We start from the raw sequence: 23,454 nt of genomic DNA, 5'->3' as shown, positions 1-23,454 counted from the left end.
AAAGCCTTTTTTAAATCTTCTGCAAGTCAAAAAGGACTTACTATCTTAACAATTAAAACTTACTTACGCCAAAACCGTTTCAATTTCCGCCACGGTCTTCGAGAAATTCTCATCTTTCAGCTGAGGAACCATCATTCCCTGAGATTTGAAAACTTCCACATCCGTAATCCCAATGAACCCGAATAACGTTTTTAAATAATGCTCCATATTCTCAATAAGTCCGTTTTCATAAATTCCGCCAACGGAGATATTTAAATATAGTTTCTTGTTTTGTAAAAGACCTTTTGGAGTTCCGTCAGCATAAGAGAATGTTTTTCCGGCAACAGCTATACTGTCGATCCATGATTTTAAAGTGGAAGGAAAAGTGAAGTTGTAAAAAGGAACCCCAATAACAATAATATCAGCCTCCTGAATTTCTTTTAATGATTCGTCAGAATATTTTGATGCTTCCTTCTGTTCATCATTCTTTTCTTCGTCCGGAATTCTGGAGGCACTGAAATGATGAATTTCCAAATGTGGAATTGGGTTTAAAGCTAAATCACGAACAGTAACTTTGCTGTTTGGGTTTTTATCCAGTAACTGATTAATTACAGTTTGAGAAAGCTTATTGCTTACAGAGTTTTCTCCGCTGATGCTGGTTTGGATATTTAAAATATTTGCCATTTTGTTTTAAATTTTTTTCGTTTTTATTAATGACAAAATTATTGTAAATTTACTTTCCAAAGTATAGCAGTTACCTAAAGGAAAGTGAAAAAAATGGAAAAACAGCACAACCATAAAGATTGTATGCAGGCATTAAAGCCAGTTCGCGATACATTAGATGTTATTAACGGCAAATGGAAATTGCAGATTATTATTTCCTTAAATGCAGGAAACAAACGTTTTACAGAAATTGAAAGAAGCATTCCGAAGCTGACCTCAAAAGTTTTAGCCAAAGAATTAAAAGAACTCGAGCAAAACGGCTTGGTTGAAAGAATCGTTAAAGATACCTATCCCGTAAGCATTGAATACTGCCCTACACAATACACAAAGACCTTACACCCCGTTGTAGAATCCTTAAAAGACTGGGGTGAAAACCACCGTAAACATATTTTCGGAACCCCCACGGAAACTGAAAAACCTGAAAAAGCTAAATAAATGCTTATTAACATTGACAAATATGCTCAATCGGCAAAATCTACGCGAGATAAAAAATAATGCATTACAGAAATAAATAGGGATCAATTTGAATATAAAATTCAATAGGAGTGGGCTTTAGCCCGCTTTCAAATTAAACATATAGATAAAGGCTTTAGCCAAAACTTAAAATACCACCGGATCAACGGCACATGAAAAAACATTTTAAAACTAATCAATATCCCCAATCAATTTTATCATTGATAAAACCCTCGCGCCTTAAAACTATCCGGAGAGTAAAAAACTTGCGTCTTGGCATTTAACCAAAAAACATTACCCAAAACAATTATAATTTTCACCTCTATTACAGCTTAAAATCCTTTCTTAACCTACATCAACACTTTCAAACACCTCCATATCCTACATTTGTACCATAAAATAATCACAGTATGAAAACAGTATATCATAAAGCAGATTCAAGAGGCCACGCAGATCACGGCTGGTTAAACAGCTACCACACTTTCAGTTTTGCCAACTATCAAAATAAGGACAGAACGAATTTTGGAGTGCTGAGAGTATTGAACGACGATACCGTTTCACAGGGAATGGGATTTGGAACACATCCTCATAAGGATATGGAAATTATTTCAATTCCTTTGGAAGGTGATCTGGAACATAAAGATTCAATGGGAACTACTGCCGTTATCAAAAAAGGAGAAATCCAGGTAATGAGCGCAGGTACCGGTGTAATGCACAGCGAATACAATAGAAATAAAGATGAAGCCGTAAAATTTCTTCAGATCTGGGTTTTTCCAAAAGAATTGAATGTTGAGCCGAGATATGATCAGAAAAGCATTAAAGAAGGGGAAAAGATCAATGGATTCCAGCAGATTTTATCTCCCAATAAAAATGATGACGGCGTTTGGATTCATCAGGATGCATGGTTTAATTTAGCTAATTTTAAAGCAGGAAACGGCAAAAATTATATGCTCAACAAAAAAGGAAACGGAGTGTATGTCTTTGTTTTAAAAGGAAGCGCTAAGGTAGGAGACAGAGTTTTGAGCGAAAGAGACGGATTGGGAATCTGGGATACTCAGAGTTTTAATATCGAGGCCGTAGAAGATGCTGAGATCTTATTAATGGAAGTACCCATGGACTTACCGGCTTATTTGAAATAATAATCAGAAACATTAAACAGATAAACAATAAATGAAAGTTTTAGCAATAGCAGGAAGCAATTCGGATGCTTCAATGAACAGACAGTTAGTAGCCTATGCATCATCCTTATTTGAGAATGCAGACGTAGAAGTCGTAGACCTGAATCCTTTTGAAATGCCAATTTATAAGCACGAAAGAGAACTAGCAGGCGGAGTTCCTCAGGAAGCGCATGATTTTGCATCAAAAATCGACGGAGCCAATCTCCTTTTGGTTTCACTACCTGAGCACAACGGAACGTACTCTACAGCCTTCAAAAATGTGTTCGACTGGGTATCGAGAATCAAAGACAGAACGGTATGGAATGAAGTACCCATGTTATTGATGTCTACATCTCCCGGAGGAAGAGGTGGAGCAGGTGTTTTAGAAGCTGCATCGAAGCGTTTCCCTTTCCACGGAGGAAATATTGTAGAAACTTTCTCACTTCCTTTCTTTAATGATAACTTTGACAAAGCTGAACAGAAAATTTCTAACGGCGAGAAAGACAGCGAATTAAAAGAGAAAATTAAGAAGATTGCAGCCATTGAAACCATCCTTGAAAAATAGAATTTGAATATTAATTTAAAATTACTATTTTTGCAAAAAGAAATAAGATGAAAATTCAGACCACTTTTAAAGAATGTTTCTCAGAGAAAGGGAAAACTGTGGGCTCTGAAATTCTGAGATAAAATAACGGCCGATAATCTACCAAGATTGTCGGCTTTTTTATTTTCTAAAATCTGAATAAAAAGTAATTATAGAAATAAAAATGTACCAATATACCAATGTATCAATATACCAGTTTTTTGGTTTCCGAAACAAAATGATTGTTACATTGTTAAACTGATACATTGCTACATTAATAAAATTATTAAACATGAGCAACACTTACAAATCAGCAGGCGTAGACAAAGAAGAAGGGTACAAAACCGTTGACAAGATCAAAAAGGCAGTAGGCGAGACCCACAACTCAAATGTATTGAACCATTTGGGAAGTTTTGGAGCTTTCTATGAGATCGGAGGATATAAAAATCCTGTGCTGGTTTCAGGAACAGACGGTGTAGGAACGAAGCTTAAAGTAGCTTTGGATACCAAACAATACGATTCTATCGGTATCGACTGTTTCGCCATGTGTGCCAATGATATTCTTTGCCACGGTGCAAAACCATTATTTTTCTTAGATTATCTGGCTTGTGGAAAGCTGGATTCCGAAATTGCCGCTGAGATCGTTCTTGGAATGGTAAAAGCATGTAAGGACAACAACTGTGCATTGATTGGTGGTGAAACTGCTGAAATGCCGGGAATGTATCAGCCGGGAGATTATGATGTTGCAGGATTCTGTGTAGGAATCGTTGAAAAAGATCAGATCATTGACGGTTCTACGATCAAGGCAGGAAATAAAATCATTGCCCTTCCTAGCTCAGGATTCCACTCCAACGGGTTTTCATTGGTAAGAAAAGTATTCCCAAACTTCGAAGAAGAATTTGAAGGAAAACCTTTATTTGAAACGTTATTAGTACCAACAAGACTATATTATAAAGACATCCACAGAGTATTGGAGGAAGTTAAAGTTTCCGGTATTGCTCACATTACAGGAGGTGGTCTTTATGAAAATGTACCAAGAATTATTCCTGAAGGACTTTGTGCTTCTATCGATGCTGCCACAATCAAAATTCCTAGTGTAATGCTTGAATTGGAAAAAAGAGGAGGTGTATCCCGTGAAGAAATGTTCGGAACTTTCAATATGGGAGTAGGAATGATCATCGTTGCTGATGCTGAACACGCTGAAAAAGTATTGCACCTTTTAGATGATGCTTACGAAATCGGAGAGATCACAGAAGGAACCGAGAAAATTAGTTTAACAATATAACAATATAACAATGTACCAGTGTACCAATTGAATTCATTGTTACATTGCTAGACTGATCCATTGTTACATTAAGAAACATGAAAAACATCGTTATACTCGTTTCAGGTTCCGGCACCAATCTGCAGAGAATCATAGATACCATTGACAGCGGAGAAATCCAGAATGCAAAAGTATCTCTGGTAGTGGCAGATAGAGAATGCTACGGACTTGAAAGAGCAAAAAATCATAACATAGACCATATTCTGATCCCAAGAGGAAAGAATTTTAGTAGTGAATTGGCGAATGTAATTCCAAAAGATACAGATCTTATTGTATTGGCGGGATTCCTCTCCATTTTAAAACCTGAATTCTGTGAAAACTGGACCGGAAAGATCATCAATATCCACCCGGCACTGCTTCCGAAATTCGGAGGAAAAGGAATGTGGGGAATGCATGTTCACCATGCGGTTATTGAAGCTAAAGAAAAGGAAAGCGGAGCTACCGTACATTTTGTAACTCCGGGAATCGATGAAGGGGAAGCTATTCTTCAGAAATCATTTGAAGTGACAGGTGAAGACACTCCTGAAACCGTTGCAGAAAAAGTACATCATATTGAATATGAGATATTTCCAAAGGCAATCAATAAGGTTTTAGGAAATTAAATAACAATGTACCAATATAACAATGTACCAGTATACCAATTGAATTCATTGTTACATTGTTAGACTGATCCATTGTTACATTAAAAAAGAAATCTAAGTAAATAAAAGTAAGTCCGGGGGTGAAAGACCGGGCAACAGTTTGAAATAGCTGTAAAAAGTAAAAATTGAAAGCAAAAGTCCCGAAGGGACGATTTAGCCAAGCATAGGATTTTTATCCTATGTTTTAAAAAATCCCCGGGACGGTTTAAACAAACATAGGATGAAATCCTATGCGAAAAAAATCAAAAGTAAAAATGAGTAAAAAGAGAGTTTTAATCAGTGTTTCTGACAAAAGCGGATTGATCGAATTCGCCCAGTTCTTGGAAGCCCAGAATTATGAGTTGATTTCTACGGGAGGAACGTTCAAGCATTTGAAAGACGCTGGTTTAAATCCGATTCAGATCGATGAGGTAACCAATTTCCCTGAAATGCTGGATGGAAGAGTGAAAACCCTTCACCCGAAAGTTCACGGAGGTCTTTTAGCAGTTCGTTCCAATGAAGAGCACATGAAAACCGTTCAGGAACACGGAATTGACCTGATCGACATGGTGATCGTAAACCTTTATCCTTTCTTTGAAAATGTAAACAAAGACATTTCTTTACATGAGAAAGTAGAATTTATCGATATCGGAGGTCCTTCAATGCTTCGTTCTGCGGCTAAGAATTTCGATTCTGTTACCGTAATTACCGATGTGGAAGATTATGCAACGGTAAAACTGGAAATGGAACAGAACGGTGATACCTACATCGAAACACGTAAAAAGCTGGCCGGAAAAGTATTCAACCTTACTTCAGCTTATGACGGGGCTATTTCAAGAATGCTTTTAGATGAAGAATATCCTGCTTATCTTAATGCTTCTTACAAAAAAGCATCCGATTTAAGATATGGAGAAAACCCTCACCAAACCGCAGCTTACTACGTTTCTACGTTTGAGAACGGTGCGATGAAAGATTTCGAACAGCTTGGTGGTAAAGAACTTTCTTTCAACAACCTTCGTGATATGGACCTTTGTTGGAAAGTAGTCACTGAGTTCAAAGAAGAAATGGCATGTTGCGCTGTGAAGCACTCTACGCCTTGTGGAGTAGCAATCGGAACTTCTGCATTGGAAACGTATCAGAAAACTTTCGAATGTGACCCGATTTCTATTTTTGGCGGAATTGTTGCAATGAACTACAAGATCGATGCAGCAACAGCTGAAGAACTGAACAAAACGTTCCTTGAGATCGTAATGGCTCCGGACTTTGATGAAGCGGCTCTTGAAGTTTTAAGAAAAAAGAAAAACCTTAGAATTATAAAAATCGTTAACCCGGTTTCTGACAAGCAAACGTGGGTGAAAATTGACGGAGGAATCCTGGTTCAGGATAACGACTCTCACTTCTCAGACGATATCAAAGTAGTAACGGATGTACAGCCTTCAGAAGAGCAGAAAAAGGCCCTTCTTTTCTCTCAGAGAGTAGTGAAGTATGTAAAATCAAATGCTATCGTTGTTTCCAATGGTATTCAGGCTTTCGGAATCGGTGGCGGACAGGTCAACAGAATCTGGGCTACTGAACAGGCTATTGAAAGAGCAAAAGAGAAATTCTCAGGAGATCTTGTTTTAGCTTCTGACGCATTTTTCCCTTTCCGTGATGTAGTGGATTTCTGCGCCAAGGAAGGTATCAAAGCCATCATTCAGCCAGGCGGAAGTGTAAAAGATCAGGACAGTATTGAAGCTGCCAATGAGCACGGTATTCCAATGATGTTTACCGGTGTTAGACACTTTTTACACTAATTAAAATAGAATTAAAAAATAATTTGGGATGGTTTTTATAGCATTCAAAATTATATATTTGTAAATTAGACTAGATAATAAATAAAGTATGAGAATATTAATCATAGGTGAAGGCGGTAGAGAATCTGCTTTAGCAGCAAAGCTTCAGAATGACCCAAGAATTTCTAAAATGTTTTTTGCTAACGGTAATGCTACCACCGATGTAATAGGAAAAAACGTTCATTTATCAGAGATTAAAGAACTGAGAGATTTCGCAATTAAAGAGAAGGTAGATCTTACCATCGTAGGTCCTGAGGCTCCTCTTGTAGCGGGGTTGAAGGATGAATTCAAAAAGCATGATCTTAAAGTTTTCGGTCCGAACCAAAAAGTAGCAAGTCTGGAAGGAAGTAAAGCTTTCTCTAAGAAATTTATGCAGACCTATGATATCAAAACGGCTAAGGCTGTAGTATTTGATTCATACAATGATGCTAAAGAATATGTTCAGACACAGCAGTATCCTTTAGTGGTTAAGGCTAGTGGATTGGCAGGTGGAAAAGGAGTTGTCATCTGTGACAATCTTGAAGAAGCTGAAGCTACAATCCACGACTTCATGATCAGAAGAATTTATGGAGATGCCGGAATCCGTCTGGTTATTGAAGAATATTTAGAAGGTTTTGAAGCTTCAATCATTGCATTCTCAAACGGTGAAAAGATTTTCCCATGTATCGCTGCAAAAGATTACAAAAAAGCTGGAAACGGTGACACAGGACCAAATACCGGTGGTATGGGATCTGTAGCGCCAAGCCCTGATTTTACGCAGGAGCACTACGCTGATTTTGAAAAAAATATCTTAGAAACTACCATTAACGGTCTTAAAGGAGAAGGATTCAGCTTTAAAGGAATCATTTTCTTCGGATTAATGGTGACTAAAAACGGAACTTACCTTCTTGAGTACAACATGAGATTTGGAGATCCGGAAACTCAAGTGTTAATGGCACTTATGGAAAACAATCTTCTTGATGTGATCCAGGATTGTATGGATGGAAAAGATATCGAGCTTAAGTTTAAAGACGAAAAAGCAGTATGTCTTGTAATGTGTTCAGGAGGTTACCCAAGAAACATCGAAACAGGGTACGAAATTGTAGGAGAAGACAAACTGAAACATTCTAAGCTTCTTTATGCAGGTGCCGTAAGAAAAGGCGACAAAGTGGTTTCCAACGGCGGACGAGTTCTGAACGTGGTGGCTACCGGAGCTACTTACGACGATGCCCGCAAAAAAGTATATGAAGATGCAGCCCACATTCATTTCGATTACGGATTCTACAGAGAAGACATCGGAAAGTTTTAAAATAAATCACGAAAAAAGATTTGGAACGTTTCCAAGTCTTTTTTTGTAACAAAGTTAAAAGAGTAGTAGGCGATACAAAGCCTATAGCTTTTAAGAGCAAGAAGCCAAAAGCTATTGGCCAAAAGCTCTCATCATTAATCAATCATCAATTATCATTTATAACATAAAATGAACAACGGTATTATCATATTAGATTTCGGATCACAGTACAACCAGCTTATCGGAAGAAGAATCCGTGAGATGGGCGTATATTCTGAAATCCTCCCTTTCAATACACCTTTACAGGATATTTTAGCAAAACAGCCAAAAGGAATCATCCTTTCCGGAGGACCAAGTTCTGTGAATGCAGAAAATGCTCACCTGGTAGAAAAAGAACTGTATGAACAAGGAATTCCTGTGTTGGGAATTTGTTACGGAATGCAGCTTACCGCTCACCTTTTAGGCGGAAAAGTAAACAAAGGGGAAAAAGGAGAGTACGGAAAAGCGCACCTGGATATCATCAAAGAAAATGCTTTGCTGAAAGGAGTTACTCAGAATTCTATCGTATGGATGAGTCACTTTGACGAAGTAGGAGAACTGCCGGCAGGTTTTGAATTAAACGCAAAATCAGGGGTAATTGCTTCTATTTCAAATGAAGACAGAAAAATCTACTGCGTACAGTTCCACCCGGAAGTTTCTCACACAGAAGAAGGTGGAAAGATGCTTGAAAACTTTGTTTTTGCTATCTGTGATGCTGAGAAAAACTGGAAACTGACGAACTATATCGAAAAAACAGTTGAAGAAATCCGTGAAAAAGTAGGAGACAGCAGAGTGATCCTTGGTCTTTCAGGAGGAGTTGATTCTTCTGTAGCAGCGGTTTTAATTCACAAAGCGATCGGTGATCAGCTGACATGTATCTTCGTGGATACAGGTTTATTGAGAAAAGAAGAAGGCCAGAAAGTAATGGACAACTATGGAGAGCACTTCCATATGAACATTAAAATGGTTGATGCTAAAGAAAGATTCCTTTCAAAACTGGCCGGAGTAGACGATCCGGAACAGAAAAGAAAGATCATCGGAAACGAATTTATTCACGTTTTTGATGAAGAATCCCATAAAATTGAGGGTGCTAAATTCTTAGCTCAGGGAACTATTTATCCTGATGTTATTGAAAGCCAGTCTGTAAACGGACCATCTGCAGTGATCAAGTCTCACCACAATGTAGGAGGACTTCCTGAAGATATGGAATTCGAATTGTTAGAGCCACTAAGAGAGCTTTTCAAGGATGAAGTAAGAAAAGTAGGTGAGGAGTTAGGTATTCCGCATCATTTGGTACACAGACACCCTTTCCCGGGTCCTGGATTAGGAATCAGAATATTAGGAGCTGTAGACGCTGAAAAAGTGAAAATTCTTCAGGAAGCTGATGATATTTTCATTGAGGAATTATACAAAAACGATCTTTACGAAAAAGTATCTCAGGCTTTCGTAGTGCTTCTTCCTGTAAAATCAGTAGGAGTAATGGGAGACGAGAGAACGTATGAATACACTGCTGTAGTTCGTTCTGCCAACACCATCGACTTTATGACGGCAACGTGGAGCAGACTTCCCTACGAGTTTTTGGATACGGTATCCAGCAGAATCATCAACGAAGTAAGAGGAATCAACAGAGTAGCTTACGATATTTCAAGCAAGCCACCTGCAACGATTGAGTGGGAGTAATCTTACTCTACTTCTTTAAAATAAAAAAATCCTGTTTATATCTTTATAAGCAGGATTTTTTGTTCGTATTAAATGATATTCCTATTTGTTGTTCATGTAGGAGTGATATTGTAAAAAAGTCTTCGACTGCGCTCAGACTGACAAAGTTCCTAAAGCAGCCTCTTATTAGCAATGTCACACTGAGCGAAGTCGAAGTGTGTAAGTTGATTTATTAATTTTCAGTAATAGTGAATGATTTTTTTAAAAGTACAATCTTCCTTGATATATATTATTTTATGTTTTAAAATATTGATTTTCAGAATGTAATTGAAAAATAAATTAAAAACTGTTTATCCTCAGAATTATTATACATTTAATGCCCAAACTCATATTCCGGAAAATGAAAATAAAACATCTGCTTATAATGATCGGCCTTAGCTGGGCTTTGACTAGCTGCACAGCTGCAAATAAAAACATTTCTTCTGCCGACAGCTATTCATGGTTCCCATTTTCATGGTATGCTGCAAAAATTTCAGGAAAGAATTTTGATAAAGTAGCCATGCTCGTTCCGGTGAAAGTGAATGATTTAAATGCAGATTTTACTCTACAATTCGACCTTGGAAGCGATGCAACTCTGATTTACGGAAATACAATAGACAGCTATTACAAAGAAAGTGACATCAAAAACTTCATCATAGAAAGCTCGAAATCTACGGATAACGGAGGGAAAAATGTGTACAAAACAAAAGGACTAATCTATCATTTAGGAAAACTGTCAAAAGATAATCTGGTGTATAAAGCGGATTACGGGGATAAAATTGTCAAAGATTCCTTATTTACGAAGAAACCAAAACATATCGGAACTTTAGGAGCAGATATGTTTAACAATAAAATCCTGATCATTGATTATCCTAACAAAAGAATGTGTGTGCTTGATTCTTTGGACAGTCATTGGAAAAAAGTGGCCACGTTTGTAGATGCCAAATCCAATAATGGCAGACTCCATATTCCATTGACTATTGCAGGCAAAACCCATTGGTTTCTGTTCGATACCGGAGCCAGCTTATTTCCGATCAATACCAATAAAGAACTCTGGACTTCACTGGTTGATCAAACCGCCAAAACAGATACAATTATAGCCAATTCATGGGGTGAGAAAGTAAAGTTCTATGGCAGACCGATTAAAGAAAAAGTATACCTTGGAAAAAGAAAACTGGAAAATGATTATGCCTGGTATAATGATAACAAAAGACTTCAGGAATTCAATAAAGCTGAGCAAGTTGATGGCCTAACAGGAAATGCATTTTTTGTCAATAATATTGTCGTCCTTGATTTTAAAAATAAAAAATTTGGGGTAGTGAACTAATTTAAGAAGCTCATATAACCGCGAAATAAAATTATCCTGCCTGTCTAAGGGTGGGATTTTAATTTTTTCAAGACATATTCTAAGTAATTAAACGGTCCAATTGTTTCCCATTTTTCCTCCTTCTCAAACCTTTCAATGGCATCAATAAAATTCTGTTTGTCCTTCCATTTTGAAATATTTCGGATGTCAATATTCATGAAGTTGAAAGAATACAGTTCATCCTTTTCATTAGATGTCAATAGATTGGTAAATAAATGATTTTCAGGAAGATCTATTGTGTTTCCACTAATATCGCAGATTCTGTTTTTAGGTCTTGTTTTAAATATCACTTTCTCCACAAATTTTAAAGCCTTAGTGCCCAAAGGATGTTTTTCCAGGCAGGAATAATGTATACCAGCATCGTTGAACAAATACATTGAATCTTTTACATTGGGTATGAAAGCCGGAAACATAACGATATTCTGATGATCAAACAAAATAGTATGGCAGATCGGGCATTCAGATTGATTTTGTATGATAATAGCCATTGCTTTAAAGTTCTATGGACTCTTTATTGAGGAGTATTTGGGTTAGAATTGTTTTAACGAAAAAATGATAAGTAAAACATTGATAGTAATTAATAAACAATATATAAACTTGAATAGTATATGTTTATGGTAGATGAGATAATTTGATAACATTGCCCCCATTAAATAGATATACACAAAAAGTTTTAATTCTCGGGTATTTATTTCAGATACTGAAAACAAGTTTAAGTTGTGTAAAACATTGATTGTTGAGTCTGGATAAAAAATTCTTAAAATAAAAATAATCGTGAGACTTATAGCTAGAACTAAGGCATATGGTTTCATTTTTATAGATGTGTTTTTGATAAGAAGTTTCTCTCCTGATTATTTTTCCCTAAATTTAAGTAAAATTATGTCAAATGCAAATAGAAACAAGAGCCCTGAGTCTTCAGGATTATGATGAATTGGTAATAACAATGAAACGCGCTTATCCGCAAATGTCCGAATCTATTTGGTCTAAAAAAAGCATAGAAAAACTCACCAGAATATTTCCTAAAGGCCAGATCTGCATCACGGTAGACGGAAAACTAGCGGCCGTAGCCCTCTCCATTATTGTGAATTATGACGAGTTCGGAGATGATCATACCTATGTGGATATTACAGGAAATTATACATTCAATACCCACCTTTCAACTGGAAATGTTCTTTATGGAATTGAGGTCTTTGTAGATCCTGAGTTTCGTGAACTGCGTTTGGGAAGAAGACTCTATGATGCCAGAAAAGAATTATGCGAACTGCTTAATCTGAAATCGATCATTCTGGGTGGAAGAATCCCGAACTATCATAAATACAGCGACGAACTTTCCCCGAGAGAATACATCAGAAGAGTCAGAGACAAGGAAATTTACGATCCAGTGCTGTCTTTCCAGCTTTCCAACAACTTCCTTCCCATAAAAATCCTGAAGAAATACCTTCCGGAAGATGAATCATCTCTGGAAAATGCCGTTTTGTTGCAGTGGAACAACATCTATTACAGCAAAAAGCCCAATACCATGCAGGACAGCATCATCCGTTTGGGACTGGTGCAGTGGCAGATGAGGCATTTTAAAAACATCGATGCATTTTATGAGCAGGTTGAGTTTTTTGTCAATGTGATGGGGGATTATAAATCGGACTTTGTCCTTTTCCCGGAACTATTCAATACGCCGCTGTTGGCGCCTTTCAACAAGCTTTCAGAAAGAGACAGTATGATCGAATTGGCCAAATTAAGTGAGGATATCAAGAAGAAAATTTCCGAACTGGCCATCAGCTACAATGTCAATATTATTTCCGGAAGTATGCCTGTTTTCGATCCTGATAACAATGATTTGTACAATGTAAGTTACTTGCTTCACCGCGACGGGCGGATCGATGAATACCGAAAGATCCACATCACGCCAAATGAAAGAAAATACTACGGAATGAAGGGCGGAAACGAGATCAGAGTGTTCGATACCGACTGCGGGAAAATAGGTCTTGTGATCTGCTACGATGTGGAATTTCCGGAATTGCCGAGGATTTTGGCCGATCAGGGAATGAAAATTCTCTTTGTACCTTACCTTACCGACACGCAGAATGCCTACATCAGAGTACGTCATTGTGCCGCTGCGAGAGCCATCGAAAATGAATGTTATGTTGCTATTGCTGGTTGTGTAGGAAACCTTCCGGGTGTGAATAATATGGATATCCAGTTTGGTCAGGCTGCCGTGTTTACGCCTTCAGATTTTGCTTTTCCATCCAATGCGGTGAAAGGAGAGGCTACTCCGAATACGGAAATGACTCTTATTGTGGATGTAGACCTTAATTTACTGAAAGATCTTCATCATAACGGCTCCGTTCAGGTGATGAATGACCGCAGAAAAGACCTCTATGAAACCTACCTTAAGTAAGACCTAAAACAGGCTTTTATTAGCAATGTCACACTGAGCGAAGTCGAAGTGTATAATTATAATTTATTCTCAATAGTGAATGACTTCTAAATAAATGTAAAATATCCTGTCATGTGGCAGGATATTTTAGTTTGATGATTTTACACCTTAAAATGCAGCGAAGAAATCCAGATCTGTTCCCTATCTCTGTTGTTTTCAAAGTTCCTGAGCATTAGCTTCCGGTCATATTCTATTTTTCCATTGAAATACAGCTTTCCATTGATAAAGACCTTCAATTTTTTATCAGGATTAATCATTTCCGGAGAAATATTGAGGGAAAAAGATTGTATACACGATGTTTTGATCTTAAAGATGTTTTCGGTGTAGACAGCTTTTATCTTCCCTGACTTTCTTGGGAAATCAAAGGCATTTTTATTTACATTTTCAGTGATCAGACTGTCATTCTTATCGTATTTCAGCCACTTTGTGATTTTAAAATTTAATGCTTGGTGCCACTGGGCTTTGGATTGGAGTGTATCAAGTTTCATATCAGAAATCCAATCCATATTTCCATAGTTGTTATCATCGTATTCCCAGGTTATTTCTTTTGGAAACGGATTCCTTTTACGGCTTTTTAAATCATTGAAAACAGTTTGGACAGCCGGCTCCGATTCATCAAACTGTGGAAACCAATGCGGAAATCCGTTATTGCGCTGTTCTTTATAATCACCTTTGATTTCTTTCATCAGTTTGGTGAAATCATCATTGGCATTCGGGGGATAATAATAATCCTGATCGGTAGAAAAGTTAATGAAAGAACGGTTCTTTATATTTTCAATAAAAGTTCCGCCTGTAAAAACTTTGGGAAATGTATTAAATCCATAGAACCCTGCAAATGGGCCAGGCTGTTTCATAAGATACGAAAACGAACCTGTGGCTCCATTAGAATGTCCGGAAATAAAGACTTTATTATCATCTACGTTGATGGTCTTTTTAATCTGTTTCAGCATTTCCGGAATCATGAAAAATCCGTCATCGGGAGTCATCCAGTTGTACTTTTTTCCACCTTTCGGAAAAACCAGGATAACATGATTCAGATCTGCGTATTTCGTGTAAAACCTGTTCCAACCGCCAAGATTTTCCGCAGGCATCTGATAATCGGTAAGAACGTTGTTGCGTACGGCACCATGAAGAAAAAAGAGAACCGGATACTTATTGCCAGGATCATAATCTTTGGGAAGATGAACGAGATAGGAGGTATTAGTGGAATCATTTACTTTAAATAAAACGGAATAATTCTGCTGCTTTTTAGGTAAATAAGGATAAGAATTCTTTATTTTGGAATAAAGTACAGCTGCGTTTTCCTTTTCGTCAAAAGAATAATCCTTTGTTCTGAAAAACTCATCCTGGATTTCCTTTAAATCTTTATAAAAAAGCTCTTTATCCCGCACCGCGCCTTGTACAAGCGTTTTCCATCTGGGATCATTAAGTAAATTTTTGTATTCACCATTAGAAGATTCACCAATCACATAACCCCAGCCGGGATATCCGTCTTCATCAGCTTTCATTTTTGCAAGAGGGGTAAGATATTTAAAAGCTTTATCTGTATTTTTTAATTCTGAAGCCAAAACGGAAGCTTTATAAAGTCCTGTCCCGTCAATACTGTCAGGATAAATTTTAAAGGCCTCTTCATACATGTCCAGTGATTTTTGGTAACCTGTCTCATCTTTGGCTTTCCACATCGTTTCCAGTGCTTTTTGTGTCAAAGTTGAATAATTTTCCTGCCCGTTGACAAGAAGGCATACCAGAAATAAGCTCAACGTTAAATAATATCTCATACAATCTAAAAATTCGATGAGACAAAGTTATTCATTGAAGACTGTGAAAAATTGTAAAAATGGAACATTTCAAATTATGGCTGCAAACACCAGAATGTATCCTGATTTCCCAGGATTGTGCCTTTATCGAAAAAGCTTTTGGGAGAATTCTCGGTAAAATTTTTATAAGCTTTGTTAAAATGCGACTGGTCGTTATAGTTGAATTCATGCGCCAGTTCTGTGAAATTTCTATCCGGATTTTCAAACAGTTTCTCATTGACGGTTTTTCTGAAAAGCACAATTTCATGGAATTTTTTTACCGAAACCCCTAAATGAGCCTGGAAATTCCTGTTCAGGTGTTGTCTGCTTATCCCTAATTTGGAGGAAAGTTCTGCAACCGTAAAATCATCACACTGACTGAAAATATAGTCAATAGACTGCTCAAGAATAGCATTTTCAAAATTTTTAAATCTCTTTTCTAGACAACTGTCCAAAAGATTGGTGAAGACTTCCGGATCTTCTGTTGAAAAAAGTGTATTCAGCTCTTGTTGACTGAGGAATTCAAAATCTGTGATATAATCTGCAAAATTCAACTGTCTGTAAAACTGCTGTATTCCCAGAGGATGAAAAACGATAACGATTCTATGTACTTTCCCGGATTGTATAATATGGAGGACTTTTTCCCTGATAGGAGTGAAGATCTGGAATGGTTTTGCAGCTTCATTGAAGATGACATGTCCTTTTTCTACCTGGGTATGGGATTGATAAAGAGAAATCGTATTGTTGAAATGAGGAAAACACTGAAATTCGGTAATCACATTATCCGGTTTTATATCCAGATAATAATAATCAACATAAGATTTGATCAATGAATTCTTAGGTTTAAAAGTTTCAAATGTATCGTTCATTTTCTAGAATTGGTCTTTTCTCATTTGAGCTCAATATAGACAATTTAAAGATCTTTCTCCCGTAAAATAAAAAAGAGCAGATGGATTTCTGCTCTCTGTTGAATATTTCTTCAAATTCTTAGGCTAGCTGAGGACATACTACTGCAGGACAGATCAGTCTTGGGCATCTTGGTCTTCCATCATCCGGGCAGCACTTGTTTGAACAGTTGCCGATAACGATGCCGCTCCCTGAAATTCCTTTTAATTGTTCTCTTGAAAGTTTGCTGTTACGTAAATTTTTCATTTTGTAAAATTTTATAGGTTAGTTGGTAATTTGTTAAGGATAAAGATAAAAAAATCCTTTTACATAATTGTATCAGTAAATTTTTTTCATTTTTATTTATTTTATTTTGTGGACGTTACAAAAAAAAATCAAAGAAGAGTGGTATTTTTTTTTCAGGATATTCATGAAATTACTATCTTCACTGATCAATTTAAATATAATATAATGACAGGAACAGTAAAATGGTTTAACGAAACAAAAGGTTTTGGTTTTATTACACCAGACGGAGGCGGAAACGATATTTTTTGCCACCATTCAGCCATTCAGTCTTCAGGCCTTAGAACTTTGAAAGAAGGACAGGCAGTAGAATTTGATATTAAAGAAGGTAAAAAAGGACCTGAAGCAGACAATGTTAGAATAGTAGGATAATAACTTATTAAGATATTGTTTCAAATAAAGCTGCCATTTCAGGCGGCTTTTTTTTGTAAATTTTTGGGTTATAAAAAAGGATCAGACTCATTTTTAGCCTTAAAATCCTGTAATTAAAATCTGCTGAGAAAACCCAGTCACAACGTGGCGATTTAACCCAAGATAGGATGCAGTCCTATCAGATTCCCAAGTCACTCGGTTCTATACTCCATTAATCTTTTCTCTCGCAGATTACACAGATAGAGCAGATTAAAAAAAGTTTTAAAAGCTCATCATTTAAAGCCAGATCAAAAGACAATTCTATATCTGCTTCATTCTAAGATTTACCGTTCAAATAAAAATTAAAATAGCAATAGGAACAATTTTTGGAGTAATTTGCATCAACTATTGAGAAACATATGTTTGACAAACAGCAAAGAAAACTGAAAAGATCGGCCAGACTAATTTCCGTACTGAGTAAATACGGATTTAAAGATATGCTGGCGAGAATGAATACAGGAAATAAACAGGAACCCATCTCTGCTGATCCGGACGAGGTGATTTCTAAAGGAACGGTATATGAAAGAATCAGGCTGGTGCTGGAAGAGCTCGGGCCTACCTTTGTAAAATTGGGACAGACATTCAGTAACCGGGAAGATCTTCTTCCGCCGGAACTGATTCAGGAGCTGCAGAAGCTTCAGGACAAAGTGGATACCGTGGATATGGATGTAGAAGAAATTCTTGAAAATGAATTCAATATATCCATCAAAGACCATTTTCAGGAAATTCAGAAAGAACCCTTGGCCACAGCATCTATTGCACAGGTATATAAAGCTGTTTTGATGGATGGCAGCCCTGTCATCCTCAAACTTAAAAAGTCTGATGTACAAACGGTTATTGAAGATGATTTGCTGCTCATCAAAGATCTGGAAAAGCTGGTCTCGGCCTATTCCGAAATCGGAGAAAAACTCAATCTGAAACAGGCGATTTCCACTTTTGAAAAATCTTTACTGGAGGAAGTTTCCCTGATCAACGAAAAGGAAAATATCCTGCATTTTGCACGGAATTTTAAGAACCATAAAGAAACCTATGTTCCCAAAATCTATGAGGACTATTCCAACAACAATATTCTCTGTATGGAATTTATTGATGGGATTAAGGTTACTGATAAAGCGGAACTTTTAGCCAATAATATTGATCCTGTAAAGGTTTCCGAAGTAGGATTGAGGCTGTTTGTTTCGCAGATTCTTGATTACGGATTTTTTCACGCCGATCCGCATGCCGGAAATATTTTAGTCAAAAAGGATGGGAAAATTGTTTTCATCGATTTTGGTGCGGTAGGAAAAATTCAACCGAATGATAAGGAGATCCTCGAAAATCTGATTGTAAGCTTTGTCGCTAAAAATCCACATAAAATTGTACGTCACCTTAAAAAAATGGCAGTCAGTTATGAAATTCCTGACGAGAGACGATTTGAAAATGATGTAGAAGACATTCTGAATTTTGTTCACAGTTCCTCGCTGCAGGATATCAATGTTCAGGTGATCATCAATAAAATGAAAGATATTCTGAAAGATAACAGGCTGTATATGCCGGACTATTTTTATCTTTTGTTTAAAGGAATCAGCCTGATAGAAGGAGTAGGAAGGACGATCAATCCGGATCTTGATATTGTAAAAAGCCTTCATCCGTACACCAGAAAAATATTAACCAATAAGATCAAACCAAAGAATCTTTTAAAAACCGGAATGGACCGGATGTTGAATTTCACAGATAATGTGGATGAAATTCCGAAAGAACTCAGATCTGTTCTCCAGAAACTGGATGACAATAAATTCACGATATCCAGCGAAATTAAAAATATTGAAAAGACCAACCAGCTGATCAAATCAAGCGTCATCAATTTAATTTTAGCCATGATTCTGGGAGCCAACATTATTGCTACGGCTATTGTTTTTGTTTCGGAATCCGGACCCAGAATAGGAGAGTTGTCTGTTGTAGGGGTTTTAGGCTTTATATTTTCTATGATATTGGTCGTGATACTTTTATTGAGAGTAGCCAGGAAATAGAAGTTAAATATCAGACATCAGACATCAGATTTCAGACATGAGACATCAGAATCGCATCTCGAAACTCGAAACCCGCAAAAAAAAAACCATGAAAAAACTAATCTTAGCCACCCTTACTTTCTCCAGCGCATTGTTCATAGCGCAGGAATCCGATGAAAAAGGAATTCTTGGCGACTATGACGGCAATGGGACAAAAGAATACGCCTACACAAAAGTCAGCGACTGTACGGATGAATGCGATGGAAAATGTGAAACCACCATTTATTTCAGCGATCAAAAAATAAAATCGTTTACGATTTCACCTGCCAATAACGGTGGACTGTACAATCTGGGAGACCTTAATGAAGATGGAAAAGATGAAGTTGGTTTTTATCCCGGCTGGTGTACAAGCTGCTGGCATGGCTTTCATGTCTATACACTAAGTAAAACCGGTTGGAAACCTTTGGTACCATCTATTTCTACACACTGTTCACAATGGGAAGAAGAAAAATTTCCTATCAAAAAAGATCCTAAAAAGAAAGGATATGTGATCATTACCTCAAGCGAATGGGAAGATGATGATATCAGGATTAAGAGTACAAGCGTGAAGGTAAATTGAGCTTCGGGGCATGTTTGAGAGTCGGAGGGTTTTAGAGTCTTAGTGTAAATTGAGTTTATAGGTGATGGTGGCTTCGAGTTCCTCAGCCACCATCTGGAATATCAACTTATTCAATGGAATATTCAATCAGGAGCGCAATATCTGGTGGCTGAGGAACTCGAAGCCACCATTCACTTGCGAAGCAAAATTCACCATTCACACAAGATAATCCTCTAAATTTAAATACCTATCTTTGCACCATGGAAAAACTCACTTTTGCGGATTTTGACCTGCCGGTTAAAATTCTTGATGTTTTAGCGGATCTGGAATTATTCGAGCCTACACCTATTCAGGAAAAGAGCATTGGGCCTATACTTTCCGGGAGAGATGTAATGGGGATCGCACAGACCGGAACCGGGAAAACATTAGCTTATCTTCTGCCGGTTCTTAAAACATGGAAATACAACAAAAACGGGAATCCTACTGTTTTGATCCTTGTACCTACAAGAGAATTGGTAGTACAGGTAGCTGAAATTGTTGAGAAACTTACAGAAAATATTACCGCAAGGGTGATCGGAATATATGGAGGGAAAAATATCAATACACAGAAACTGTTATTTAACAATGGATGTGATATTCTGGTAGGAACTCCGGGTAGGGTAATGGACCTTGCCATTGACAACGCTATTTCATTAAGAGAAGTTCAAAAGCTGATCATTGATGAGTTTGATGAGATGCTAAACTTAGGGTTCAGACCGCAGCTTACCCATATTTTTGAAATGATGAAGCCGAAGAGACAGAATATTCTTTTCTCGGCTACCATGACGGAAGCTGTAGATGAAATGCTGGACCAATATTTTGCGAGTCCGATAGAAATTTCACTGGCAAAATCAGGAACGCCTCTTGAAAAAATTGAGCAGTCCGGTTATAAAGTTGAAAACTTTAATACAAAGATTAACCTTCTTGAGCATTTATTGAAGACCAATGAAGATGAAATGTCCAAGGTGTTGATTTTCACGAATAATAAGAAAAATTCTGATCTTCTTTTTGCTAAAATTGATGAACTTTTCCCTGAGCAATTTGACGTGATTCACTCAAACAAATCTCAGAACTACAGGCTTAAAGCCATGAAAAGATTTGAAAATGAAGAGGTCAGAGGATTGATTACCACTGACGTAATGGCCAGAGGTCTGGATATTTCAAATATTACCCACGTTATCAACTTTGAAACCCCTGAAATTCCTGAACAGTATATTCACAGAATAGGTAGAACGGGTAGAGCAGATAAAGACGGTAAAGCAATTACGTTTGTTACTAAAAAAGAAGAAGCTTATGTTCTTGACATTGAGTTATTGATGGACAAAGATCTTAAGTTTACTGATTTCCCTGCAGAAGTAAAAATAAATCCTAAGAAGATCGCTTCCGAAGAAGATGTGATCATTATGAAAAATCCGGCACAGGTAAAACTGTATGAAGGAGGAGGAGCATTCCACGAGAAAAAGGATAAAAACAAAAAAGAAAACTGGGGCGGACCTTCAAAAAGAAAAGCACCCAAGAAGTTTGGAGCGAACAGAGCTCAGCAGAAATCCATATCTACATCAAAATCTAAGAAAAAGAAATAAAGATAAAAAAAATCCCGTTCAGGGATTTTTTTGTTTAGATAAAGTATGTTACTGTTTGGTATACACAGTGACTGATGTATCCTGAACGCCATCCATATCATAGTCAGATTTACCAGTGATAATCTGCATTTCGGTGTTGGTGAGTGCATATAATGTCTCTGATCCCAGCTGATTATTACCATCAGTAGTAATATAAAAGGTAATAGTATTACTGTTTTCACCATAACTGAAGGTTCCCGTTTCGTGGATTGATGGTGTGCTGCAGTACTGTCTGTATTCAAAATCACCGTTGGACCAGAACTGGTAAGTAGTACTTGCCTCGCAGCCCGTTAATGGATTTTGTAACAGGATCATGCTGTTGTTACCCGAGATGATCCTGTTTTTTGTGGCTTTCCACATTCCTAAAACGGGAGAATCCGCCTGGTCATCTTTTTGGCAGGAAGTCAGGACAAGAACTGACAGCCATAATGTCAACTTATATTTTTTCATAGTTCCTGTAATCAATGTTTCACTTTATTGTTTCAGAACCGCATGAAATAATAACTGCAATGAATACAATTATCATTCTTTTCATATCAGTTTGTAATGGGTTTGGTACTACAAATTAATGAAAAAACCTGAATTCGGATTAAAAAATGCTGGAAAAGGGATAATGATTGGTAATGGCGTATTCTTAAAAAACAAAAAACAGCAAAGCTGGATTTGGTTTATTGAAAATTTATATTGTTTTTTTTCAAAATTTCTTTAAATTTTTCAACTTCACCTTTTTCCTTCATCATTTTATAGATGGATGATATCACTGTTTCTGCATCTGCCCTGTAGGGAGATTTCTGATTGTTATAAATTCTGTAAGCTTTACAGATATAGTCCAATGCTTTTTCATTGTCTTTAATACCGGAAAGGTATACCTGACCGATTCCGTAATACATTTCAGGATCTTCGGGATATATTTTTTCTAGTGCTAAATATGCCTCAATTGCCTTTTGGAAGTCTTTCTTGTAAATGTAAACCATTGGAATGTTCTGCAAAGGCATTTTACCTTTAGGATCTATTTCAAGCGATTTTTTGTACGCATCAAGAGCTTTATCATATTCCCCGGTTCTTCTGTAATTGATCCCTAAATTGTCCCAGGCATAAGTGAACTTAGGATCTTTTTTTACAGCTTGTTCATAGTTTTTGATCGCATTCTCCCAGTCTTCTTTTTTTGATGCCTCTAATGCCTTTTCATAGAATTCTAAAGCAATCGGATCTTTTGAAAGTCCTTCAGATTTAGTTTCTGTTATTCTGGTTGCATGTTGTATACTTGTGCAGTTTTTCATCAGATAGCGCTCAAGCTCGTTATAACTTTCTATATATTGTTGAGAATCTTTATCTGTGTTAAGGGTCAGGTTTACCTCCTTTTTGCCATTGACCACAGGGGCATTTTCTTTTAAAGTTTCAACATTACCTATTAATGTTCCAAACTGTAGTGCTCCTGCATTTTGATCAATACAAGCATGGATATCTTTTAAAATGTCTTTTTTATCTCTGTTAAATAAAGTAATTGAATCTGCACATTTACACGCATTATCAGAAAGCTCCTGAATCAATTTTTGTTTATCAAAGCTTTCTTTTTTCTGTCCGAAAACTGATACACAGGCAAAGACTGAAATTAAAATGGATATTCTTTTTTTCATCATTTTTATTTAAATTATTTCATATAAGGTTTCATGACCTTCGTCCACACTTCATAGCCTTCCGGAGTCAGATGAAGCATATCTTCCAGGAAAAGATCTCTTCTTACCTTTCCATTGGAATCTTCCATGGCTTTTGTTATATCGATGAACTCTGCCTTAGGTTCCTTTTTCATGAATGCAGCGATTTTCTCATTCGTTTCTTTCATCTGCGGCCATAGAATTTCGCGGCTCGGAGAAAATTTGATGGAGATGAAATCCACTTCAATATCCGGAAATCTTTGTCGGATTTTCTTGTAGAATGTTTTAAACCTGTTAACGACTACTTCAGCCTTCAGGTCATGGTTGTCTGCGAAATCATTATCGCCGCAATAGATGATGATCTGTTTAGGCTGATAAGGATTTAAAAGATCATCAGCAAAATCATTAAGATCCGTCATTCTTGAACCTCCGAAACCTCTGTTGATAATTGTTTTGTCAGGGAAATAGCTGGCCACATCTATCCATTTTGTAAAAGAGGAACTTCCTATCAGCAGGATGGCGTTTTTGGGCGGGGTGTTTTCCTGATCGGCTTTTTTGAAATTCTGAATGTCCTGCCAGAACATTGACTTTTTATCCTGAGAAAAGGATAAGGCAAAGTACAGCAATAGGAATACCGAGAGAATCTTCTTCATTAGAGTCAATTTTAAAATATCAGATAAAA

22 protein-coding genes are annotated in these 23,454 nt (G+C 36.9%); 14 read left to right on the top strand and 8 right to left on the bottom strand.

The genetic code is table 11. The features are described 5' to 3' along the window. Nucleotides 1-63 precede the first annotated feature (63 nt). Nucleotides 64-663: an FMN-dependent NADH-azoreductase gene (locus N0B48_RS01860; RefSeq protein WP_259836216.1), complete on the bottom strand. Its 600-nt coding sequence runs from the start codon at nucleotides 661-663 to the stop codon at nucleotides 64-66. Nucleotides 664-756: 93 nt separating this feature from the next. Between N0B48_RS01860 and N0B48_RS01855 the strand changes: the two genes are divergently transcribed. The 9 genes from N0B48_RS01855 (at nucleotide 757) to N0B48_RS01815 (ending at nucleotide 11,002) form a co-directional block, all read left to right on the top strand. Next, on the top strand, nucleotides 757-1,137 hold the full coding sequence (locus tag N0B48_RS01855) for a winged helix-turn-helix transcriptional regulator (RefSeq protein WP_259836214.1): 381 nt from the start codon (nucleotides 757-759) through the stop codon (nucleotides 1,135-1,137). Nucleotides 1,138-1,565: 428 nt separating this feature from the next. Further along, a complete protein-coding gene (locus N0B48_RS01850; RefSeq protein ID WP_259836211.1) occupies nucleotides 1,566-2,294 on the top strand; it encodes a pirin family protein in 729 nt (242 codons plus the stop codon). Nucleotides 2,295-2,325: 31 nt separating this feature from the next. Next, a complete protein-coding gene (locus tag N0B48_RS01845; protein ID WP_259836209.1) occupies nucleotides 2,326-2,877 on the top strand; it encodes an NADPH-dependent FMN reductase in 552 nt (183 codons plus the stop codon). A 310-nt stretch (nucleotides 2,878-3,187) separates the two neighbouring features. Further along, entirely contained in the window at nucleotides 3,188-4,180 is a 993-nt protein-coding gene (purM, locus tag N0B48_RS01840; RefSeq protein WP_259836207.1) for a phosphoribosylformylglycinamidine cyclo-ligase, read from the top strand. Between the two features lie 77 nt (nucleotides 4,181-4,257). Then, nucleotides 4,258-4,821, top strand: a complete 564-nt coding sequence (gene purN / locus N0B48_RS01835) for a phosphoribosylglycinamide formyltransferase (protein WP_259836206.1) — start codon at nucleotides 4,258-4,260, stop codon at nucleotides 4,819-4,821. Between the two features lie 293 nt (nucleotides 4,822-5,114). Further along, nucleotides 5,115-6,632 (top strand): bifunctional phosphoribosylaminoimidazolecarboxamide formyltransferase/IMP cyclohydrolase, encoded by a 1,518-nt coding sequence (gene purH, locus N0B48_RS01830; RefSeq protein WP_259836204.1) that lies wholly within the window; start codon nucleotides 5,115-5,117, stop codon nucleotides 6,630-6,632. An 88-nt stretch (nucleotides 6,633-6,720) separates the two neighbouring features. Beyond that, a complete protein-coding gene (gene purD, locus N0B48_RS01825; protein WP_223607544.1) occupies nucleotides 6,721-7,959 on the top strand; it encodes a phosphoribosylamine--glycine ligase in 1,239 nt (412 codons plus the stop codon). Nucleotides 7,960-8,127: 168 nt separating this feature from the next. Continuing rightward, nucleotides 8,128-9,657, top strand: a complete 1,530-nt coding sequence (gene guaA / locus N0B48_RS01820; RefSeq protein WP_259836200.1) for a glutamine-hydrolyzing GMP synthase — start codon at nucleotides 8,128-8,130, stop codon at nucleotides 9,655-9,657. Nucleotides 9,658-10,036: 379 nt separating this feature from the next. After that, nucleotides 10,037-11,002: a pepsin/retropepsin-like aspartic protease family protein gene (locus N0B48_RS01815; protein ID WP_259836197.1), complete on the top strand. Its 966-nt coding sequence runs from the start codon at nucleotides 10,037-10,039 to the stop codon at nucleotides 11,000-11,002. A gap of 44 nt (nucleotides 11,003-11,046) precedes the next feature. Here the strand turns inward: N0B48_RS01815 and N0B48_RS01810 are convergent, their stop codons facing one another. After that, nucleotides 11,047-11,529 carry a hypothetical protein gene (locus tag N0B48_RS01810; RefSeq protein ID WP_259836195.1) on the bottom strand — a complete coding sequence of 161 codons (483 nt, stop codon included), beginning with the start codon at nucleotides 11,527-11,529 and terminating at the stop codon, nucleotides 11,047-11,049. Nucleotides 11,530-11,927: 398 nt separating this feature from the next. Between N0B48_RS01810 and N0B48_RS01805 the strand changes: the two genes are divergently transcribed. Then, nucleotides 11,928-13,436 (top strand): carbon-nitrogen hydrolase family protein, encoded by a 1,509-nt coding sequence (locus tag N0B48_RS01805; protein WP_259836193.1) that lies wholly within the window; start codon nucleotides 11,928-11,930, stop codon nucleotides 13,434-13,436. A 140-nt stretch (nucleotides 13,437-13,576) separates the two neighbouring features. Here N0B48_RS01805 and N0B48_RS01800 read toward each other — a convergent pair whose 3' ends face one another. The 3 genes from N0B48_RS01800 to N0B48_RS01790 form a co-directional block, all read right to left on the bottom strand. Further along, complete coding sequence (locus N0B48_RS01800) at nucleotides 13,577-15,253, bottom strand: alpha/beta hydrolase-fold protein (RefSeq protein ID WP_259836190.1); 1,677 nt, start codon at nucleotides 15,251-15,253, stop codon at nucleotides 13,577-13,579. A gap of 74 nt (nucleotides 15,254-15,327) precedes the next feature. Beyond that, nucleotides 15,328-16,140, bottom strand: a complete 813-nt coding sequence (locus N0B48_RS01795) for a helix-turn-helix domain-containing protein (protein WP_259836188.1) — start codon at nucleotides 16,138-16,140, stop codon at nucleotides 15,328-15,330. A 118-nt stretch (nucleotides 16,141-16,258) separates the two neighbouring features. Then, nucleotides 16,259-16,423, bottom strand: a complete 165-nt coding sequence (locus N0B48_RS01790) for a hypothetical protein (protein ID WP_167375270.1) — start codon at nucleotides 16,421-16,423, stop codon at nucleotides 16,259-16,261. Nucleotides 16,424-16,624: 201 nt separating this feature from the next. Between N0B48_RS01790 and N0B48_RS01785 the strand changes: the two genes are divergently transcribed. The 4 genes from N0B48_RS01785 to N0B48_RS01770 all read left to right on the top strand — a co-directional run bounded on the left by N0B48_RS01785 (nucleotide 16,625) and on the right by N0B48_RS01770 (nucleotide 21,078). Further along, nucleotides 16,625-16,831 carry a cold-shock protein gene (locus N0B48_RS01785; protein WP_349644526.1) on the top strand — a complete coding sequence of 69 codons (207 nt, stop codon included), beginning with the start codon at nucleotides 16,625-16,627 and terminating at the stop codon, nucleotides 16,829-16,831. Nucleotides 16,832-17,229: 398 nt separating this feature from the next. Then, the gene (locus N0B48_RS01780; RefSeq protein WP_259836182.1) at nucleotides 17,230-18,879 is read left to right on the top strand and encodes an ABC1 kinase family protein; all 1,650 of its coding nucleotides are present in this window, start codon (nucleotides 17,230-17,232) and stop codon (nucleotides 18,877-18,879) included. A gap of 88 nt (nucleotides 18,880-18,967) precedes the next feature. After that, nucleotides 18,968-19,477: a hypothetical protein gene (locus N0B48_RS01775; protein ID WP_259836179.1), complete on the top strand. Its 510-nt coding sequence runs from the start codon at nucleotides 18,968-18,970 to the stop codon at nucleotides 19,475-19,477. A gap of 239 nt (nucleotides 19,478-19,716) precedes the next feature. After that, a complete protein-coding gene (locus N0B48_RS01770) occupies nucleotides 19,717-21,078 on the top strand; it encodes a DEAD/DEAH box helicase (protein ID WP_259836177.1) in 1,362 nt (453 codons plus the stop codon). Nucleotides 21,079-21,126: 48 nt separating this feature from the next. On the opposite strand, the gene N0B48_RS01765 is transcribed toward N0B48_RS01770, so the two are convergent. The 3 genes from N0B48_RS01765 to N0B48_RS01755 all read right to left on the bottom strand — a co-directional run bounded on the left by N0B48_RS01765 (nucleotide 21,127) and on the right by N0B48_RS01755 (nucleotide 23,425). Further along, nucleotides 21,127-21,567 (bottom strand): lipocalin family protein, encoded by a 441-nt coding sequence (locus N0B48_RS01765; RefSeq protein WP_259836176.1) that lies wholly within the window; start codon nucleotides 21,565-21,567, stop codon nucleotides 21,127-21,129. A gap of 218 nt (nucleotides 21,568-21,785) precedes the next feature. Continuing rightward, nucleotides 21,786-22,754 carry a tetratricopeptide repeat protein gene (locus N0B48_RS01760; RefSeq protein WP_259836173.1) on the bottom strand — a complete coding sequence of 323 codons (969 nt, stop codon included), beginning with the start codon at nucleotides 22,752-22,754 and terminating at the stop codon, nucleotides 21,786-21,788. Nucleotides 22,755-22,768: 14 nt separating this feature from the next. Beyond that, nucleotides 22,769-23,425 carry a GDSL-type esterase/lipase family protein gene (locus N0B48_RS01755; RefSeq protein WP_259836171.1) on the bottom strand — a complete coding sequence of 219 codons (657 nt, stop codon included), beginning with the start codon at nucleotides 23,423-23,425 and terminating at the stop codon, nucleotides 22,769-22,771. Nucleotides 23,426-23,454 lie beyond the last annotated feature (29 nt).

It is taken from the genome of Chryseobacterium herbae (assembly GCF_025154075.1).
GTDB classification, from domain to species: Bacteria; Bacteroidota; Bacteroidia; order Flavobacteriales; family Weeksellaceae; genus Chryseobacterium; species Chryseobacterium herbae.
The sequence above is the reverse complement of the archived record's forward strand: the minus strand, read 5'-3'. Positions and strand labels throughout refer to the sequence as shown.